The 18181-nt window shown below is 69.7% G+C and carries 16 protein-coding genes; 14 read left to right on the top strand and 2 right to left on the bottom strand.

Translation table 11 applies throughout. From position 1 onward, the window contains the following. Window positions 1-12: 12 nt before the first annotated feature. The 10 genes from mutS to trmB all read left to right on the top strand — a co-directional run bounded on the left by mutS (window position 13) and on the right by trmB (window position 10692). Window positions 13-2625: a DNA mismatch repair protein MutS gene (gene mutS / locus ASC67_RS05100; protein ID WP_056315966.1), complete on the top strand. Its 2613-nt coding sequence runs from the start codon at window positions 13-15 to the stop codon at window positions 2623-2625. 1 nt (window position 2626) lies between these two features. Beyond that, window positions 2627-3454, top strand: a complete 828-nt coding sequence (locus ASC67_RS05095; protein WP_056315963.1) for a proteasome-type protease — start codon at window positions 2627-2629, stop codon at window positions 3452-3454. A gap of 2 nt (window positions 3455-3456) precedes the next feature. Continuing rightward, on the top strand, window positions 3457-4299 hold the full coding sequence (locus ASC67_RS05090) for an alpha/beta fold hydrolase (RefSeq protein ID WP_056315958.1): 843 nt from the start codon (window positions 3457-3459) through the stop codon (window positions 4297-4299). Between the two features lie 94 nt (window positions 4300-4393). Continuing rightward, window positions 4394-6058: a CTP synthase gene (locus ASC67_RS05085; RefSeq protein ID WP_056315955.1), complete on the top strand. Its 1665-nt coding sequence runs from the start codon at window positions 4394-4396 to the stop codon at window positions 6056-6058. Continuing rightward, window positions 6055-6912 carry a 3-deoxy-8-phosphooctulonate synthase gene (gene kdsA / locus ASC67_RS05080; RefSeq protein WP_056315952.1) on the top strand — a complete coding sequence of 286 codons (858 nt, stop codon included), beginning with the start codon at window positions 6055-6057 and terminating at the stop codon, window positions 6910-6912. The genes ASC67_RS05085 and kdsA overlap by 4 nt, the downstream gene beginning before the upstream one ends. Before the next feature lie 123 nt (window positions 6913-7035). Then, window positions 7036-8337 carry a phosphopyruvate hydratase gene (eno, locus tag ASC67_RS05075; RefSeq protein ID WP_056315949.1) on the top strand — a complete coding sequence of 434 codons (1302 nt, stop codon included), beginning with the start codon at window positions 7036-7038 and terminating at the stop codon, window positions 8335-8337. An 18-nt stretch (window positions 8338-8355) separates the two neighbouring features. Then, window positions 8356-8631, top strand: a complete 276-nt coding sequence (gene ftsB, locus ASC67_RS05070) for a cell division protein FtsB (protein ID WP_056315945.1) — start codon at window positions 8356-8358, stop codon at window positions 8629-8631. Between the two features lie 54 nt (window positions 8632-8685). After that, window positions 8686-9318, top strand: a complete 633-nt coding sequence (gene pnuC, locus ASC67_RS05065; RefSeq protein WP_235566227.1) for a nicotinamide riboside transporter PnuC — start codon at window positions 8686-8688, stop codon at window positions 9316-9318. A gap of 22 nt (window positions 9319-9340) precedes the next feature. After that, window positions 9341-9994, top strand: coding sequence for an AAA family ATPase (locus tag ASC67_RS05060; RefSeq protein WP_056315941.1), 654 nt, complete (start codon window positions 9341-9343; stop codon window positions 9992-9994). Continuing rightward, a complete protein-coding gene (gene trmB, locus ASC67_RS05055) occupies window positions 9991-10692 on the top strand; it encodes a tRNA (guanosine(46)-N7)-methyltransferase TrmB (RefSeq protein WP_056315938.1) in 702 nt (233 codons plus the stop codon). The genes ASC67_RS05060 and trmB overlap by 4 nt, the downstream gene beginning before the upstream one ends. On the opposite strand, the gene ASC67_RS05050 is transcribed toward trmB, so the two are convergent. After that, window positions 10679-10942, bottom strand: coding sequence for a DUF1127 domain-containing protein (locus ASC67_RS05050; protein ID WP_082535836.1), 264 nt, complete (start codon window positions 10940-10942; stop codon window positions 10679-10681). The genes trmB and ASC67_RS05050 overlap by 14 nt on opposite strands. A 90-nt stretch (window positions 10943-11032) precedes the next feature. Here ASC67_RS05050 and ASC67_RS05045 point away from each other — a divergent pair, with 90 nt between their 5' ends. Then, window positions 11033-11929: a LysR family transcriptional regulator gene (locus ASC67_RS05045; RefSeq protein ID WP_056315932.1), complete on the top strand. Its 897-nt coding sequence runs from the start codon at window positions 11033-11035 to the stop codon at window positions 11927-11929. A gap of 13 nt (window positions 11930-11942) precedes the next feature. Here the strand turns inward: ASC67_RS05045 and ASC67_RS05040 are convergent, their stop codons facing one another. Next, the gene (locus ASC67_RS05040; protein WP_056315929.1) at window positions 11943-12800 is read right to left on the bottom strand and encodes an undecaprenyl-diphosphate phosphatase; all 858 of its coding nucleotides are present in this window, start codon (window positions 12798-12800) and stop codon (window positions 11943-11945) included. A 255-nt stretch (window positions 12801-13055) separates the two neighbouring features. Between ASC67_RS05040 and ASC67_RS05035 the strand changes: the two genes are divergently transcribed. Genes ASC67_RS05035 through ASC67_RS05025 form a run of 3 tightly spaced genes read left to right on the top strand, consistent with a single transcriptional unit; the run spans window position 13056 to window position 18155 of the window. Next, window positions 13056-13736: a TetR/AcrR family transcriptional regulator gene (locus tag ASC67_RS05035; RefSeq protein ID WP_056315926.1), complete on the top strand. Its 681-nt coding sequence runs from the start codon at window positions 13056-13058 to the stop codon at window positions 13734-13736. Next, window positions 13733-14920: an efflux RND transporter periplasmic adaptor subunit gene (locus ASC67_RS05030; RefSeq protein WP_056315923.1), complete on the top strand. Its 1188-nt coding sequence runs from the start codon at window positions 13733-13735 to the stop codon at window positions 14918-14920. Before ASC67_RS05035 ends, ASC67_RS05030 begins: the two co-directional genes overlap by 4 nt. Before the next feature lie 25 nt (window positions 14921-14945). Continuing rightward, complete coding sequence (locus tag ASC67_RS05025) at window positions 14946-18155, top strand: efflux RND transporter permease subunit (RefSeq protein ID WP_056315921.1); 3210 nt, start codon at window positions 14946-14948, stop codon at window positions 18153-18155. Window positions 18156-18181: the final 26 nt, after the last annotated feature.

The following is an 18181-nucleotide window of genomic DNA, read 5'->3' as shown; positions in this document are numbered from 1 at the left end:
CCGCGAGCCCGCATGAGCGCCGACCCCGCCCGCCCCGAGCCCGGTCACACCCCCATGATGCAGCAGTACCTGCGCATCAAGGCCGAGCATCCCGACACGCTCGTGCTCTACCGCATGGGCGACTTCTACGAGCTGTTCTTCGACGACGCCCGCAAGGCGCACCGCCTGCTCGACATCACGCTCACCAGCCGTGGCCAGAGCGCCGGCGAGCCGGTCGTGATGGCCGGCGTGCCGGTGCATGCGCTGGAGAACTACCTCGGCAAGCTGGTCAAGCTCGGCGAGTCGGTCGCGATCGCCGAGCAGGTGGGCGACGTGGCCACTGCCAAGGGTCCGGTCGAGCGCAAGGTGGTGCGCGTCGTCACGCCGGGCACGGTGACCGACACCGAGCTGCTGTCGGAGCGCGTCGACACCCTGCTGCTGGCGGTCACGCGCCAGCGCGCGAGCTACGGCCTGGCCTGGATGGGCCTGAGCAGTGGCACGCTGGGCCTCAGCGAATGCGGCGAGCGCGAGCTCGCGGGCTGGCTGGCGCGCCTGGGCCCGGCCGAAGTGCTGGTCGACGACCGCGACGACGCGCCGCTGTCGGCCGCGCTGGCCTCCGCACACGCGGCGCTCACTCGGCGGCCCGCCTGGCAGTTCGACACCGCCCTGGGCCAGCGCAAGCTGTGCGAGCAACTGCGCGTCGCCAGCCTCGCCGGCCTCAACGCCCAGGACCTGCCTGTCGCGCAGGCCGCCGCGGCCGCGCTGCTGAGCTACGCCGAGCACACCCAGGGTCAGGCACTGGCCCACGTGGGCACGCTGGTGGTGGAGCGCGCGAGCGACCTGCTGGAACTGCCGCCGGCCACCCACCGCAATCTCGAGCTGACGCAGACGCTGCGCGGTGAAGACGCGCCGACGCTGCTGTCGCTGCTCGACGTGTGCCGCACCGGCATGGGTTCGCGTGCCTTGCGCCACTGGCTCACGCATCCGGCGCGCGAGCGCACGGCAGCGCGCGCGCGCCACGAGGCGATCGGCGCGCTGGTCGAACGCGGCGGCGAGGTCCTGCGCGAGGCGCTGCGCGGCGTCAGCGACGTCGAGCGCATCACGGCGCGCATCGCGCTGCGCCAGGTGCGCCCGCGCGAGCTGGTCGGCCTGCGCGCCACGCTGCTGGCGCTGCCCGCACTGCGCGACGCGGTGCCCGGCAGCAGCCGTCTGCTGGCCGATCTGGCGCGGCACCTGGCCCCGCCGCCGGAAATCGCCGAGCTGCTGCAGCGCTCGATCGCCGAGGAGCCGGCGGTGCTGCTGCGCGACGGCGGCGTCATCGCGACGGGCCACGACGTGGCGCTCGACGAGCTGCGCGGCATCGCACAGAACTGCGACAGCTACCTGCTCGACCTGGAGACGCGCGAGCGCACACGCACCGGCATCGCCAACCTGCGGGTGCAGTTCAACCGCGTGCACGGCTTCTACATCGAGGTCACGCAGGGCCAGGTCGACAAGGTGCCGGCCGACTACCAGCGCCGCCAGACGCTGAAGAACGCCGAGCGCTACATCACGCCGGAGCTGAAGACCTTCGAGGACAAGGCGCTGTCGGCTCAGGAGCGCGCACTGGCGCGAGAGAAGCTGCTGTACGACGGCGTACTCGACGCGCTGCAGCCGCAGCTGGCCGCGCTCGGTGCCGTGGCGCGCGCGCTGGCCAGCCTGGACGCGCTGGCCGCGCTGGCCGAGCGTGCGGTGGTGCTGAACTGGTGCTGCCCGGAGTTCGTGAGCCAGCCCTGCATCGAGATCGAGCAGGGCCGCCACCCGGTCGTCGAGGCCCGGTTGGCCGAGACCGGCGGTGGCAGCTTCATCCCCAACGACTGCCGGCTCGACGCCAGCCGCCGCATGCTGGTGATCACCGGCCCCAACATGGGCGGCAAATCGACCTTCATGCGCCAGGTGGCGCTGGTGGTGCTGCTCGCCGCGATGGGTTCCTATGTGCCCGCCACGGCCTGCCGACTCGGCCCGGTCGACGCCATCCACACCCGCATCGGCGCGGCCGACGACCTGGCCAACGCGCAATCGACCTTCATGCTCGAGATGACCGAGGCGGCCGCCATCGTCCACGGCGCCACCGAACACTCTCTGGTGCTGATGGACGAAATCGGCCGCGGCACCTCCACCTTCGACGGCCTGGCGCTGGCCGGGGCGATCGCCAGCCAGTTGCACGACCGCAACCGCGCCTTCACGCTGTTCGCGACACATTACTTCGAGCTGACTGCCTTCCCCGAGAAGCACCCGCGGGCGCTGAACGTGCACGTCAGCGCAGCCGAGTCGCACACCGGCCACGGCGACGACATCGTGTTCCTCCACGAGATCCAGCCCGGCCCGGCCAGCCGCAGCTACGGCGTGCAGGTGGCGCGGTTGGCCGGCATGCCGGCGCCGCTGTTGCGCCAGGCGCGTGCGACGCTGGAGGCGCTGGAGGCCCAGCAGGCGGCCAGTTCCTCGCAGATCGACCTGTTCGCTGCGCCGCCGCCCCCGCCGCCGCGCGAAACCACCGAGCTCGAGCGGGCCCTGGCCGGCGTCGAACCCGATACATTGACCCCGCGGGAAGCGCTCGACGCGCTCTACCGCCTCAAATCGCTCCACGAGCGTTCCAAGGAAAACTGACATGACCTACTGCGTCGGCGTGCGGCTCAATGCCGGCCTCGTGTTTCTGTCCGACTCGCGCACCAACGCCGGGCTCGACCAGATCAGCACCTTCCGCAAGATGATGGTCTACGAGAAGCCCGGCGACCGCTTCATGGTGCTGCTGTCGGCCGGCAACCTGAGCATCAGCCAATCGGTGCGCGAGATCCTGCAGGTCGAGAAGCTCGACAACGGCGACAAGCCGCCGATCACGATCTGGAACGCCACCAGCATGTTCGACGCGGTGCGCGTGCTCGGCAGCGCGGTGCGTCGCGTGCACGAACAGGACGGCGCCTCGCTCAAGCGCGCCGGCATCGACTTCAACGCCTCGATGATCTTCGGCGGCCAGATCGCCGGCGAGGCGATGCGGCTGTTCCTCGTCTACTCGGCCGGCAACTTCATCGAGGCCACCCGCGAGACCTGCTATTTCCAGATCGGCGAGAGCAAGTACGGCAAGCCCATCCTCGACCGCATGATCACGCCGGCCACCAGCCTGGACGAGGCCGCCAAGTGCGCGCTGGTGTCGATGGACTCCACGCTGAAGTCCAACCTCTCGGTCGGCCTGCCGCTGGACCTGCTGGTCTACCAGGACGGCCGCTTCCAGACCGAGCAGATCGTCTGCATCGACGAGCACAACGAGTACTTCCGCATGATCCGCGGCAGCTGGGGCCAGAAGCTGCGCGCCGCCTTCGAGAGCATCGACGCGCCGCAGTGGGACAGCGGCGGCGCCGCCGCCCACCCGCTGCGCACCGGCCGGGAAAGCTGCGAGCCGATGCGCAAGATCACCCGCCCGAACGAACGCATCGTCTGAACATGGCGGGCGGACGCAGCCGCCGGCGCGGCGCCATCGTCTTCTCGCACGCCAACGGCTTTCCGGCCGGCACCTACCGGCTGCTGTTCGAGCACTGGCGCGCCGCCGGCTACACCGTCCATGCGGTCGAGAAATTCGGCCACCAGCCGGCCTACCCCGTGACCGGCAACTGGCCACACCTGCGCGACGAACTGATCCACTTCGCCGAGCGGGCGCTCGTCGACGATGCGCCGGCATGGTTCGTCGGCCACTCGCTGGGCGGCTTCCTCAGCGTGCTGGCCGCGGCGCGGCGGCCCGACCTGGCGCGCGGCGTGGTGCTGCTCGACTCGCCGGTCATCGGTGGTTGGCGGGCACATGTGCTGCGGCTCGCCAAGGCCACCGGCCTCGGCGAACGCTACTCGCCGGCGGCCGTGTCGCGGCGCCGGCGTCAGCACTGGCCCAGCGACCAGGCGGCCTTCGAGCACTTCGCCGCCAAGCCGGTGTTCGCCCGCTGGCACCCCGAGGTGCTGCACGACTACATCGCCGCCGGCACTGAACCAGCCGGCGCAGTGCGCGCGCTGAGCTTCCGGCGCGAGGTCGAGACCGAGATCTACCGGACCCTGCCGCACCACCTGCCGCGCGTGCTGCGCACGCATCCGCTGGCCTGCCCGGCCGCCTTCATCGGCGGCACCGCATCGGCCGAGGTGCGCCAGGTGGGCCTGCGCGCGACCGAGCGCCTCACCCAGGGCCGGGTGAGCTGGATTGAAGGCGGCCACCTGTTCCCGATGGAGCGTCCGCTGGAGACCGCCAAGGCGGTGCTCGCGCAGTTGCACCACCTGGCTTCGGCCCACCGGGCACCCGGCTGACGCCGGGCCCGCCGCGCCGCCGGAAGGCCCCGGCCCGGCCGATATACTCTCCCTTTACCACCACGGCACTTTTGGAAACAACGTGCCGCATGTCATGACCAAGTTCGTCTTCGTCACCGGCGGTGTGGTGTCCTCACTCGGCAAGGGCATCGCGTCGGCATCGCTCGCGGCCATCCTGGAATCGCGCGGCCTCAAGGTCACCCTGATCAAGCTCGACCCCTATCTGAACGTCGATCCGGGCACGATGTCGCCGTTCCAGCACGGCGAGGTCTTCGTGACCGACGACGGCGCCGAGACCGACCTCGACCTCGGCCACTACGAGCGCTTCATCAGCACCCGCATGAAGCGCAGCAACAACTTCACGACCGGCCAGATCTACAAGTCGGTGCTCGAGAAGGAGCGCCGCGGCGACTACCTCGGCAAGACGGTGCAGGTCATTCCGCACGTCACGAACGAGATCCAGGAGTTCGTCAAGCGCGGCGCCAACGACGTCGACGTGGCCATCGTCGAGATCGGCGGCACCGTCGGCGACATCGAGTCGCTGCCCTTCCTGGAAGCGGTGCGCCAGATGGCGTTGCGCGCCGGCCCCAACAACTCGGCCTTCGTGCACCTGACCTACGTGCCGTGGATCGCCGCGGCCGGCGAGCTCAAGACCAAGCCGACCCAGCACACGGTGCAGAAGATGCGCGAGATCGGCATCCAGCCCGACGCGCTGCTGTGCCGCGCCGACCGCGAGATCCCTGAGGACGAGCGCGACAAGATCTCGCTGTTCACCAACGTCGGCCTGCAGGGCGTGATCTCGATGTGGGACGTGGACACCATCTACAAGGTGCCGCGCATGCTGCACGAGCAGCGTCTCGACGAGCTGATCTGCATGAAGCTGCAGTTGCTCACCAAGCCGGCCGACCTGCGCCGCTGGGACCGCCTGGTGCACGAGGTGACCAATCCGCAGCACGAGGTGACGATCGCGATGTGCGGCAAGTACACCGACCTGTCGGATTCGTACAAGTCGCTCAACGAGGCGTTGCGCCATGCCGGCATCCACCATCATGCGCGGGTCAAGATCGAGTACGTCGACTCGGAGCTGCTGAACGAATCCAACATCGAACAGCTGGCCGGCTTCGACGCCATCCTGGTGCCCGGTGGCTTCGGCAAGCGCGGTGTGGAAGGCAAGATCCTCACGGCCCGCTATGCGCGCGAGCACAAGATTCCCTACCTCGGCATCTGCCTGGGCATGCAGGTGGCGACCATCGAGGTCGCCCGCCACCTGGCCGGTCTGAAGGACGCCAACAGCACCGAATTCGAGCCCGCCACGCCGCACCCGGTGATCGCGCTGATCGACGAGTGGCAGGACGCCGACGGCTCGGTCCAGAAGCGCGACGCCAACTCCGACCTCGGCGGCACGATGCGCCTGGGCGCGCAGAGCTCCGACGTGAAACCCGGCACGCTGGCGTACCAGATCTACGGCCCGGTCGTTACCGAGCGCCACCGTCACCGCTACGAGGCCAACGAGCACTACCTCGACCGGCTGCAGCAGGCCGGTCTGGTGATCAGCGCCATCACCCAGCGCGAGAAGCTGACCGAGATGGTCGAGCTGCCGCAGAGCGTGCACCCCTGGTATGTCGGCGTGCAGTTCCACCCCGAGTTCAAGTCCACGCCGTGGGCAGGACATCCGCTGTTCATCGGCTATGTCAAGGCGGCACTCGCGCACCAGGCGGAACGCGCTGCCGCCGGCGATTTACAGAAGGTGGCAGCATGAAACTGTGCGGGTTCGATATCGGCCTCGACCGACCCTTCTTCCTGATCTCCGGCCCCTGCGTGGTCGAGAGCGAGCAGTTGCAGATGGACGTGGCCGGCCGCCTGAAGGAGATCACCTCGGCGCTCGGCATCCCCTTCATCTTCAAGTCCAGCTACGACAAGGCCAATCGCTCGTCCGGCACGTCGTTCCGCGGCCCAGGCATGGACAAGGGCCTGGAGATCCTCGCCAAGGTGCGCCGGGAACTGCAGGTGCCGGTGCTGACCGACGTGCACAGCGAGGCCGAGATCGCGGTCGTGGCGCAGCACGTCGACGTGCTGCAGACCCCCGCCTTCCTGTGCCGCCAGACCGACTTCATCCGCGCCGTCGCGCAGAGCGGCAAGCCGGTGAACATCAAGAAGGGCCAGTTCCTCGCCCCGGGCGACATGAAGAACGTGATCCAGAAGGCGCGCGACGCCGCCCGCGAGAAGGGCCTGCCCGACGACGTCTTCATGGCCTGCGAACGCGGAGCGAGCTTCGGCTACAACAACCTCGTGTCCGACATGCGCAGCCTCGCCATCATGCGCGAGACCGGCAGCCCGGTGGTGTTCGACGCGACCCACAGCGTGCAGTTGCCGGGCGGCCAGGGCACCAGCTCGGGCGGCCAGCGCGAATTCGTGCCGGTGCTGTCGCGCGCGGCCATCGCGGTCGGCGTGGCGGGCGTCTTCATGGAAACCCACCCGGACCCGGCAAAGGCGCTGAGCGACGGCCCGAACGCGGTGCCGCTGAAGCACATGAAGGCGCTGCTCGAACAGCTGGTCAGCATCGACCGGGTGGTCAAGGCGCAGCCGCTGCTCGAGAACGATTTTTCCTGCTGATGTTGACCACCCCCGTTGCGGCGATGCCGCGCCCCCTCGAGGGGGCGACGCTGGCGGACCGGCCGAGCCGGATCCGCGGCGTCCCCTCGTCGAGCATCTCCCTCCCTCTTTGAAAGCCATTCCATGAGTGCCATCGTTGACATCGTCGGGCGCGAGATCCTCGACAGCCGCGGCAACCCGACCGTCGAATGCGACGTGCTGCTCGAGAGCGGCGTGATGGGCCGCGCCGCGGTGCCGAGCGGCGCCTCCACCGGCTCGCGCGAGGCGATCGAGCTGCGCGACGGCGACAAGGGCCGCTACCTCGGCAAGGGCGTGCTGAAGGCCGTCGAGCACCTCAACACCGAGGTCTCGGAAGCCGTGCTGGGGCTCGACGCCTCCGAGCAGGCCTTCCTCGACAAGACGCTGATCGACCTGGACGGCACCGACAACAAGGCCCGCCTCGGAGCCAACGCGACGCTGGCGGTCAGCATGGCCGTGGCGCGCGCGGCCGCCGAGGAATCGGGCCTGCCCCTGTACCGCTACTTCGGCGGCATGGGCGGCATGCAACTGCCGGTGCCGATGATGAACGTGGTCAACGGCGGGGCACACGCCAACAACAGCCTCGACCTGCAGGAACTGATGATCATCCCGGTGGGCGCACCGAGCTTCCGCGAAGCGGTGCGCTGGGGCGCGGAGACCTTCCACGCGCTGAAGAAGATCCTGCATGACAAGGGCATCAGCACCGCGGTGGGCGACGAGGGCGGCTTCGCGCCCAGCGTCGAGAACCACGAGGCCGCCATCCAGATGATCCTCGAGGCGATCGACAAGGCCGGCTACACCCCCGGCACTCAGATCGCGCTGGGCCTCGACTGCGCCGCCAGCGAGTTCTACAAGCCGGGCAAGAACGGCTCGCTGGTCTACCAGCTCGACGGCGAGGGCGGCCTGTCGCTGTCGGCCCAGCAGTGGACCGACATGCTGGCGGGCTGGGTCGACAAATACCCGATCATCAGCATCGAGGACGGCATGGCCGAGGGCGACTGGGCCGGCTGGGCCCACCTGACCGAGGTGCTGGGCAAGAAGGTGCAGCTGGTGGGCGACGACCTGTTCGTCACCAACACCAAGATCCTGCAGGAAGGCATCGACAAGGGCATCGCCAATTCGATCCTGATCAAGATCAACCAGATCGGCACGCTGACCGAGACCTTCGCCGCGATCGAGATGGCCAAGCGCGCCGGCTACACCGCCGTGATCTCGCACCGCTCGGGCGAGACCGAGGACAGCACGATCGCCGACATCGCCGTGGGCACCAACGCCGGCCAGATCAAGACCGGCTCGCTGTCGCGCAGCGATCGCATGGCCAAGTACAACCAGCTGCTGCGCATCGAGGAAGACCTGGGCGACGTGGCGGTCTATCCGGGCCGCGCCGCGTTCTACAACCTGCGCTGATTCCCTGCCGCCGATGCCATGCGCTTGATCACCTTCGCGCTGGTCGCGTTGCTGGTCCTGGTCCACGCCGAGCTGTGGTTCGGCAAGGGCGGGGTCGGCCGGGTGGTCGGCCTGCAGGCGCAACTGCGCGAGCAGCAGGCGAAGAACGACGTGGCGCAGACGCGCAACGACCGGCTCTCGGCCGAGGTGCGCGACCTGAAGGAAGGCCTGGAGATGGTCGAGGAGAAGGCACGCTCCGAGCTCGGCATGCTCAAGCCCGACGAGATCTACGTGCAGTACGCGCCCCGGCGCTAGGCCCGCGCCCGACGCTCTTTCGCCCCGACGCGCCGCCCGAGCGCGTGCCTCGCGATGCTCACCTCGCTGATCGACTTCCTCAATGCGCCGGCCTTCGTGCTCGGCCCGCTGGCCGCCAGCCGGGCCGAGCTGGCCGGCGCGCTGCTGGGCATCTGGATGGTGTGGTGCAACCTGCGCGTCGACCCGCTGGCCTGGCCGCTGGCGATCACCAGCTCCGCGCTCTACGGCCTCGTGTTCTGGCAGGCCCGGCTGTACGGCGATGCCTCCTTGCAGTTGCTCTTCATCGCGGTGGCCTTCTGGGGCTGGTGGCAGTGGCTGCGCGGGACACAGGCCGACGGCAGCGCGCTCACGGTGCGCCACCTTGCGCCGCGCGGGCGCCTGAAGGCGCTGCTGGCCTTCGCGCTGCTGTGGCCCGCCACCGCCCTGCTGCTGCGCCACGGCACCGACACCGACGTGCCCTGGTGGGATGCCTTTCCCACCGCCGGCAGCGTCGTCGGCCAGGTGCTGCTGGGCCGCAAGCTGGTCGAGAACTGGCCGGTGTGGATCGCCGTGAACGCGGTCGGCGTGAGCCTGTTCGCCTACAAGGGGCTGTGGCTCACGGTCGGGCTCTACGCGCTGTTCGCGCTGCTGGCCGCGATCGGCTGGCGGGCCTGGGCACACAAGGCCACGGTGGCGAGCTCGGCATGAACCACCTTTCGAAGCGGCCGTCATGGGCCCGGTGATCGCCCTCGTCGGCGCCGAGAGCACCGGCAAGACCACGCTGGCGCATGCGCTGGCACTGGAACTCCGTTCGCTCGGCCGCCCGGCCACGCGGGTGGCCGAATACCTGCGCGAGTTCTGCGACGCGCACGGCCGCACGCCGCGGCCCGAGGAGCAGGCCGCGATCGCCGACGAGCAATGGCGCCGTATCGAGGCCGCCGCACAGGACGGCAGCACCGTGCTGGCCGACACCACGCCGCTGATGATCGCGGTCTACAGCGAGTTCGTTTTCGGCGACCGCAGCCTCTACCCCCTGGCGCTCGAGCGACAGCGCCACTGCACGCACACGCTGCTGACCGGGCTCGATCTCGCCTGGCAGCCCGACGGCCTGCAGCGCGACGGTGCCCAGGTGCGCGGCCCGGTCGACCGACTGGTCCGCGACGCGCTGGCCTCGGCGGCCCTGCCCTATTCGGTGGTCTATGGTGAAGGTCCGGCGCGCACCGCCGCCGCGGTGGCCGCGCTGCGCCCGCTGCTGGCCCTGCCCGCCTCGGCCACCCCCGCGCCGGACGGCGGCCCGCGGCTGCGCGGCCGTTGCCGCGAATGCCTGCAGCCCGCGTGTGAACATCTGTCGTCCGCCCTCGCGGCGAAGCCTGTCGTGCCATGAGCGAACCCGATTCTTCGTCCCCTCCGGCCCATCCGCCCCGGCCGATCCGCAGCTTCGTGCTGCGCGCCGGCCGCATGGGCAGCGGGCAGACACGCGCCCTCGCCGAACTCGGTCCGCGCTTCGTGCTGCCGTTCCGGCGCGAACCGCTCGATCCGCAGGCCGTGTTCGGCCGCCGCGCCCCGCTGGTGTTCGAGATCGGCTTCGGCATGGGCGACGCCACCGCGCAGATCGCCGCGGCGCTGCCCGGCACCGACTTCATCGGCTGCGAGGTGCACACCCCAGGCGTCGGCGCACTGCTGAAGCAGATCGGCGAGCGCGAGCTCACGAATCTGCGCATCGTGCAGCACGACGCGGTCGAGGTGCTCGAGCACATGATCGAAGCCGGCTCGCTGGCCGGCATCCACCTGTTCTTCCCCGACCCCTGGCACAAGAAGAAGCACCACAAGCGACGGCTGATCCAGCCGGACTTCGTGGCCAAGCTCGTCACGCGGCTCGCGCCCGGCGGCACCCTCCACTGCGCCACCGATTGGCAGCCCTATGCCGAACAGATGCTGGAGGTTCTGGGCGCCGAGCCGGCGCTGCGGAACAGCGCCGACGGCTACGCCCCCAAGCCCGGCTACCGGCCGCTCACGAAGTTCGAGCAGCGCGGCCTGAAGCTCGGCCACGGCGTCTGGGATCTGGTGTTCACGCGCCGCTAGCGCCGAGCCGGTCGAAGCGGGTAGACGGCCGCTGCGGCTCCAGCCTCATCGCGGTCTTCGGCCCGCCCCGCTGCGCCAACTGCGCCGGGATCTCCGAGCGGCCGATGCCGAGGTCCTTCAGTTCGTGCTCGGACATGCCCCGCAGCTCACGCGCCGCGGTGTGGCGTGCGCGCCGGGCCACCCACGCCGCGAGCATGCGGTGCAGCAGGGATCTTGGGGCAGCGGGTTCGATGTCGGGTGAAGTTGTCATGGCAGGCACTCCTGGTGGGAGTCGCCATCGTGCAAGCACGCGTGCTATCGTGGAAGTTGAGATTACTGAGACTTTCTATCAGCTCTTCTGATGCGTGAGCTCAACCTCGACCAGCTGCGCACCCTGGTGGCAATCGCCGACCTGGGCACGTTCTCGGCGGCCGCACGCGCGCTGCACCTGGCGCAACCCACGGTCAGCCTGCACGTCAGCGAGCTGGAGTCCCGGCTCGGAACGCCGCTGGTCGTGCGCGGCAGCCGGCGGGTCTCGCCCACCGCCGCCGGCGCCGCGCTGATCGATCGCGCGCGGCGCCTGTTGCGCGATGCCGACGAGGCGGTCGACACCGTGAAGCGCCATGCCAAGGGCCAGGCCGGGCGCGTGCGCCTGGGCACCTCGACCGGCGTGATCGTGCACCTGCTGCCCCGGGTGCTGAAGGCGCTGGAGCTGGCCCATGCCGGCATCGACGTGGAGGTCGCCATCCTCGGCTCGAACCACTGCATGGAGCGGCTCACCGCCGGCACGCTGGACATCGGCCTGGTCGCCCTGCCGCAGCCACCGGTGCGCGACCTGGTGGTGACGCATTGGCGCAACGACCCGATGATGGCCTTCGTGCCGCCGCGCTGGCAGGCACCGAAGGCGGCCACGCCGAAGTGGCTGGCCGCGCAGCCGCTGATCTTCAACGACGCGACGACGCGGATGTACCGGATGACGATGGAGTGGTTCGCCGCCGCCGGCCACGCGCCACGTGCACGCATCGAGCTCAACTACACCGAGGCGATCAAGAGCCTGGTGGCCGCCGGCTACGGCGCCGCGATCCTGCCGATGGAGAGCTCGGCGGTCGCGGTGGCCGCGGGCACCGATCCCTTGCAGCTGATCCCGCTGCGGCCGGCGCTGACCCGCAGCCTCGGCGTGGCGCACCGTGTGCCGTCGTCGCTGGACGGCGCAACGCGGATCGTGCTCGCCACGCTGGAGCGCTTCAGGCAGCGCTGAGCGCGGCCCTCTCTCAGTCCTTCCAGTCGACCCAGCCGCCCCAGGCGCTCAGCAGCACCAGGCCGCCGAAGGCGATGCGGTACCAGGCGAACACGGTGAAGTCGTGCGTCGACACGTAGCGGATCAGCCAGCGGATGCAGACCAGCGCGCTGAGGAAGGCGAACACCACGCCGACCGCGAACACCGGCAGGTCGTCCCAGCTCAGCAGGTCGCGCTGCTTGATCAGCGAGTAGGCGCCGGCGCCCATCAGCGTCGGGATGCCGAGGAAGAAGCTGAATTCGGTGGCCGCCTTGCGCGAAAAGCCGAACAGCATCGCGCCGATGATGGTGGCGCCCGAGCGGCTGGTGCCCGGGATCAGCGCCGCGCACTGGACCAGGCCGACCTTCAGCGCGTCGAGGGCGCTCATGTCGTCGATCGTCTCGACACGCGCCACGCGCCCGCCCTCGAGGTCGCGCCCGCCGAACAGCGCCCGGTGGCGGCGCTCGACCCACAGGATGATCAGGCCGCCGACCACGAAGGCCGTCGCCACCGGCACCGGATGGAACAGGTGCTCCTTGATCAGCCCCCCCAGCGCAAGGCCGAACACCACCGCCGGCACGAAGGCAATCAGCAGGTTGCGCACCAAGCGCTGCGCCACCGCCTGGTGCGTGATGCCGGCCACCGTGGCCCCCAGGCGCACCCGGTACTCCCAGATCACGGCGAACATCGCGCCGGTCTGGATCGCGATGTCGAACACCTTCACCATCTCGCCGGTGAAGTTGAGCAGCGACGCGGTCAGGATCAGGTGCCCGGTGCTCGAGATCGGCAGGAACTCGGTCAGTCCCTCGACGATGCCCATGATCGCGGCCTTGACGAGCAGCAGGATGTCCAAGAAAACGTCTCCGGTGCGGCAAAGCGATCGATGTTAGCCGCCGACCCTGCCGGGCTTCTGACCTCGGCGCCCCCGGTTCACGCGATTGCAGGGATGCGTGAAGGCTTCATCGATCTTTACCGGATCGCCACCGGCGAGGCACAGTCGCGGCGGCGCACACCGGCATCCTGGGCGCTGCGCTCAGGATCTGCAGCGCCTGGTTTGACCCTCCCCCCGGGCCGGCGCTACATTAATGACCGATCAGTCAGTAAAACCATGTCACGAGCCGCCGATCCCCTCCCCTCCACGCGCCAGCGGCGCAAGGAAGCACGCCCGCAGGAACTGCTCGACGCTGCGCTCGACCTGTTCGTCGAGAAGGGTTTCGCCGCGACGCGCTCGGAGGAGGTCGCCGCGCGTGCCGGCGTCTCCAAGGGCACGCTGTACCTGTACTACCCGAGCAAGGAAGAGCTGCTGAAGGCGGTGATCCGCGAGAACATCTCACAGGAGATCGCCGAGGGCGAGGACATCGTGCGCGGCTTCGACGGACCGACGGCCGAGCTGCTGGCCTACCTGATGGCCGAGTGGTGGCGCCGCATCGGCGAGACCCGCGCCTCGGGCATCTGCAAGCTCATCATCTCGGAGGTGCGCAACTTCCCCGACATCGCGCAGTTCTATCTCGACGAGGTGGTGCTGCCGGCCGAGCGCATGATCGGCGGCGTCGTGCAGCGCGGCATCGACCGCGGCGAGTTCCGGCCGGTGGCGGTCGACGACGTGGTGCATGCGCTGATGGCGCCGATGCTGTTCCTGATGCTGCACAAACACTCGATGGGCGCCTGCCCCAACCTCGGCCGGCGGCTCGACGCACCGCGTGTGATCGCGATGCAGATCGACCTCGTGCTCAACGGCCTCGTGCCGCGCACCGACCCACGCCGCAGCGAGCTGAAGGCCAAGGAATGAAGCGCAAGGCCGCGTGGTGGATCGGCGCCGCCATCGTCCTGCTGCTGGTGGGCGCGGCGCTGGGCCGCGGCCTGTTGGCGCGCAAGGCCGAGCAGGGCCGCATGCTGGCGCGGCCCGCCGACGTGGCCCTCGAGCTCGCGCCGCTGGACGTGGCCGTGGTGCGGCCGCGCGAGCTGCTGCGCACGCTCGAGATCACCGGTGCGATCAAGGCGGTGAACTCCGCGATCGTCAAGGCCAAGGTGGCGGGCGAGGTGCAGCAGCTCACGGTGCGCGAGGGTGACCGCGTCACGACGGGTCAGGTGCTGGGCCGCATCGACGCGACCGAGTACGCCTGGAAATTGCGCCAGGCGCAGGAGCAGTCAGCTCAGGCCGGCGCGCAGCTGGACATCGCCGAGCGCGCGCTGGAGAACAACCGGGCGCTGGTGAACCAGGGCTTCATCTCGAAGAACGCGCTCGACACGTCGGTGTCGAACGCGGCCGCGGCACGGGCCGCGCTGCAGTCGGCCCACGCCGCCGCGGAACTGGCGCGCAAGGCCCAGAACGACACGGTGCTGCGCGCGCCGATCACCGGCGATGTGTCTCAGCGAGCGGTGCAGCCCGGCGAGCGCGTGTCGGTCGATGCGAAGCTGATCGAGATCGTCGACCTGTCCCGGCTCGAGATCGAGGCGGCGGTCGCGCCCGAGGACGTGGGCGCAGTGCGCATCGGAGCGGCGGCGCGCCTGCAGGTCGACGGCATCGCGGCGCCCGTGCTGGCGCGCGTGGCCCGCATCAACCCGGCCGCCCAGGCGGGCACGCGCGCGGTGATGGTCTACCTCGCCGTCGAACCGCAGCCTGGTCTTCGCCAGGGCCTGTTCGCGAAGGGCCGCATCGAGCTGGAGCGCCGCACCGCGAGCAGTGTGCCGGCGGCTGCCGTGCGCATCGACCAGGCCCGTCCCTATGTGCTGGCCATCGAGGACGGATCGGTGGTGCAGCGCGGCGTCGAACTGGGCCTCCGGGGTGACGCCTCCGCGCGCGGCGACGAGGCCCTGGTCGAGGTGCGCTCCGGCATCGCCGACGGCAGCACCGTGCTGCGCGGCACGGTGGGGGCGGTGCGCGAGGGCGTCCGCGTGCGGCTGCCGGCGATCGGCGAGTCGGCCTCGCCGTCCACCGCATCGGCCTCGTCGGCCGCCACGGCCACGCGCTGAAGAAGCGCACGCCGGCGTCTGCAGCATGTGGTTCACCCGCGTCTCGATCGCCAACCCGGTGATGGCCACGATGGTGATGCTCGCCTTCGTGGTGCTGGGCCTGTTCAGCTACCAGCGGCTGTCGGTCGACCAGTTCCCCAACATCGACTTCCCGACCGTGGTGGTGCAGTTCGACTACCCCGGCGCCTCGCCCGAGATCGTCGAGAGCGAGGTGACGAAGAAGGTCGAGGAGGCGGTCAACACCGTCGCCGGCATCAACTCGCTGTACTCGCGCTCCTACGAGGGCAGCTCGGTCGTCATCATCGAGTTCAACCTCGACGTCGACGGCCGCAAGGCCGCCGAGGACGTGCGCGAGAAGGTGGCGCTGGTGCGCCCGCTGCTGCGCGACGAGGTCGAGGAGCCGCGCGTCTCGCGCTTCGACCCGGCCAGCCAGCCGGTCTTCAACGTCGCGGTCCTGTCCGACGACGGACGGCGCGGCACCCAAGAGCTCACCACCTGGGCCACCCAGGTGCTGCAGAAGCGGCTGGAGAACGTGCGCGGCGTCGGCGCGGTGTCGCTGATCGGCGGTCTGGAGCGCGAGATCAACATCTACCTGCGGCCCGCGGCGATGGAGGCACTGGGCGTCAGCGTGGAGCAGGTGCTGGCCGCGGTGAAGAGCGAGAACCAGGAACTGCCGATGGGCGCGATCCGTTCGCGCGAGCAGGAGCGCGTGGTCCAGATCAACGCGCGCATGAAGACGCCCGAGGACTTCAAGGACATCGTCGTCGCGCGCAAGGGCGCTGCCGGCAACAACCTGAGCGCGGGTGCGCCGATCCGGCTGTGGCAACTGGCCGACGTGGTGGACGGTCCGCAGGAGCTCGAGACGCTGGCGCTCTACAACGGCCAGCGCACGGTGCTGCTGTCGGTGCAGAAGTCGCAGGGCGAGAACACCATCGCCGTCGTCGACGGCCTCAAGCTCGCGCTGGAGAAGGCCAGCGACGTGACGCCGCCGGGCATCCGCACCGAGATCAACCGCGACAACTCGCGCTCGATCCGCGTGTCGGTAGCGAACGTCAAGCGCACGCTGATCGAGGGCGCGGCGCTGACGATCCTGATCGTGTTCCTGTTCCTGAACTCCTGGCGCTCCACCGTCATCACCGGCCTGACGCTGCCGATCGCGCTGATCGGCACCTTCCTGTTCATGTACGCGTTCGGCTTCACCATCAACACCATCACGATGATGGCGCTGAGCCTGTGCGTGGGCCTGCTGATCGACGATGCGATCGTGGTGCGCGAGAACATCGTGCGCCACGTGCAGATGGGCAAGAGCCCGCACCAGGCCGCGCTCGACGGCACCCAGGAGATCGGCCTCGCGGTGCTGGCCACCACGCTGAGCATCGTCGCGGTGTTCCTGCCGATCGGCTTCATGGGCGGCATCGTCGGCAAGTTCTTCCACGAGTTCGGGCTCACCATCGTCGCGGCGGTCCTGATCTCGATGTTCGTGAGCTTCACGCTGGACCCCATGCTGTCGAGCATGTGGAACGACCCGCAAGCACATGGCGCCCACAGCGGTCCGCCGCTCACGCTGTACGACCGGACCATCGGGCGCGTCACCGGCGCCTTCGACCGCTTCACAGGTTGGCTGTCGGACGGCTACCAACGCATCCTGCGCTGGTCGCTCGCTCACCGGCTCGCGACGCTGGGCGTGGCAGCCGCCACCTTCGCGGGCAGCTTCTTCGTCATCCCGATGCTCGGCGCCGAGTTCGTGCCCAAGGCCGACTTCTCCGAGACCCAGCTCAACTTCTACACGCCGGTCGGCTCCTCGCTCGAGCTCACCGAGCAGCGCGCGAAGCAGATCGACCAGGTGCTGCGCGAGATGCCCGAGGTGCGCTACACCGTCACCACCATCAACAGCGGGCAGGCACTCGGCAAGATCTACGGCGCCGTCTACGTGCGACTGGTCGACCGCAAGGACCGCGAGCGCGACGTGGCGCAACTGGCCGTGCCGCTGCGCGAGCGCCTCGCCGGCATCCCCGGCATCACCGTCACCAACATCGGCCAGACCGACCTCGGCGGCGGCAAGAGCCTGCAGTTCTCGATCCAGGGGCCGGACCTGATCGAATTGGCGCGGCTGTCCGGGCTGATCACCGCGAAGCTGCGCGAGATCCCCGGCCTGGTCGACCTCGACAGCACGCTCAAGCCCGACAAGCCCACAGTGTCGATCGAGGTGAAGCGCGATGCTGCGGCCGACGCCGGGCTCAACGTCGACGCGCTGGCCAGCAGCCTGCGCACGCTGGTGGCGGGCACCACGGTCGGCAACTGGCGCGCGCCCGACGGCGAGAACTACGACGTGAACGTGCGCCTCGCCCCCGAGAGCCGCCACTCGCTGGCCGACCTGGCGCGACTGCCGCTCAACATCACGGCAGCCGGAGATGGCACGCCGCGCATCGTGCGGCTGTCGCAGGTGGCCGAGGTGAGCCCGTCGACCGGGCCGAACCAGATCAACCGCCGCGACCTCAACCGCGAGATCAACCTCGACGCCAACGCCTTCGGCCGCAGTTCGGGCGACGTGTCGGCCGACATCCGCAAGGTGCTCGACGGCGTGGCGTGGCCGCCCGGCTACCGCTACAGCTTCGGCGGCTCGACCAAGAACATGCAGGAGTCGTTCAACTACGCGATCGGCGCGCTGGCGCTGGCGGTCGTCTTCATCTACATGATCCTCGCCAGCCAGTTCAAGAGCTTCCTGCAGCCGCTGGCGCTGATGAGCTCGCTCCCGCTCACGCTGATCGGCGTGGTGCTGGCGCTGCTGGCGTTCCGTTCGACGCTCAACATGTTCAGCATCATCGGCATCGTGATGCTGATGGGCCTGGTGACCAAGAACGCGATCCTGCTGGTCGACTTCGCGATCCGCTCGCGCGAGGGAACGCACGGGGCCGCCGGGGAACACGCGCCGATGAGCCGCGAGAACGCCCTGCTGCACGCCGCACAGGTGCGCCTGCGGCCGATCCTGATGACGACGCTGGCGATGATCTTCGGCATGGTGCCGCTGGCCTTCGCGCTCAGCGAGGGCTCGGAGCAGCGCGCGCCGATGGGCCAGGCCGTGATCGGCGGCGTGATCACCTCGTCGCTGCTGACGCTGGTGGTGGTGCCGGTGATCTACTGCTACCTTGACGACCTGGCCGACTGGGCGCGGCGCCGCTGGCGCCCGCACCGGCCGGCGCCCGGTGGCACCGCGCAGCCGGACGCGCTGTCGTGAGACCGATGCCACCCCCGAAATAGAAT

This window comes from Methylibium sp. Root1272 (assembly GCF_001425905.1).
Lineage (GTDB): Bacteria > Pseudomonadota > Gammaproteobacteria > Burkholderiales > Burkholderiaceae_C > Methylibium.
The sequence above is the reverse complement of the archived record's forward strand: the minus strand, read 5'-3'. Positions and strand labels throughout refer to the sequence as shown.

Coding starts and splice junctions, on each gene's coding strand:
- mutS (WP_056315966.1), top strand. CDS start 13: ATGAGCGCCGACCCCGCCCGCCCCGAGCCCGGTCACACCCCCATGATG.
- ASC67_RS05095 (WP_056315963.1), top strand. CDS start 2,627: ATGACCTACTGCGTCGGCGTGCGGCTCAATGCCGGCCTCGTGTTTCTG.
- ASC67_RS05090 (WP_056315958.1), top strand. CDS start 3,457: ATGGCGGGCGGACGCAGCCGCCGGCGCGGCGCCATCGTCTTCTCGCAC.
- ASC67_RS05085 (WP_056315955.1), top strand. CDS start 4,394: ATGACCAAGTTCGTCTTCGTCACCGGCGGTGTGGTGTCCTCACTCGGC.
- kdsA (WP_056315952.1), top strand. CDS start 6,055: ATGAAACTGTGCGGGTTCGATATCGGCCTCGACCGACCCTTCTTCCTG.
- eno (WP_056315949.1), top strand. CDS start 7,036: ATGAGTGCCATCGTTGACATCGTCGGGCGCGAGATCCTCGACAGCCGC.
- ftsB (WP_056315945.1), top strand. CDS start 8,356: ATGCGCTTGATCACCTTCGCGCTGGTCGCGTTGCTGGTCCTGGTCCAC.
- pnuC (WP_235566227.1), top strand. CDS start 8,686: ATGCTCACCTCGCTGATCGACTTCCTCAATGCGCCGGCCTTCGTGCTC.
- ASC67_RS05060 (WP_056315941.1), top strand. CDS start 9,341: ATGGGCCCGGTGATCGCCCTCGTCGGCGCCGAGAGCACCGGCAAGACC.
- trmB (WP_056315938.1), top strand. CDS start 9,991: ATGAGCGAACCCGATTCTTCGTCCCCTCCGGCCCATCCGCCCCGGCCG.
- ASC67_RS05050 (WP_082535836.1), bottom strand. CDS start 10,942: ATGACAACTTCACCCGACATCGAACCCGCTGCCCCAAGATCCCTGCTG.
- ASC67_RS05045 (WP_056315932.1), top strand. CDS start 11,033: ATGCGTGAGCTCAACCTCGACCAGCTGCGCACCCTGGTGGCAATCGCC.
- ASC67_RS05035 (WP_056315926.1), top strand. CDS start 13,056: ATGTCACGAGCCGCCGATCCCCTCCCCTCCACGCGCCAGCGGCGCAAG.
- ASC67_RS05030 (WP_056315923.1), top strand. CDS start 13,733: ATGAAGCGCAAGGCCGCGTGGTGGATCGGCGCCGCCATCGTCCTGCTG.
- ASC67_RS05025 (WP_056315921.1), top strand. CDS start 14,946: ATGTGGTTCACCCGCGTCTCGATCGCCAACCCGGTGATGGCCACGATG.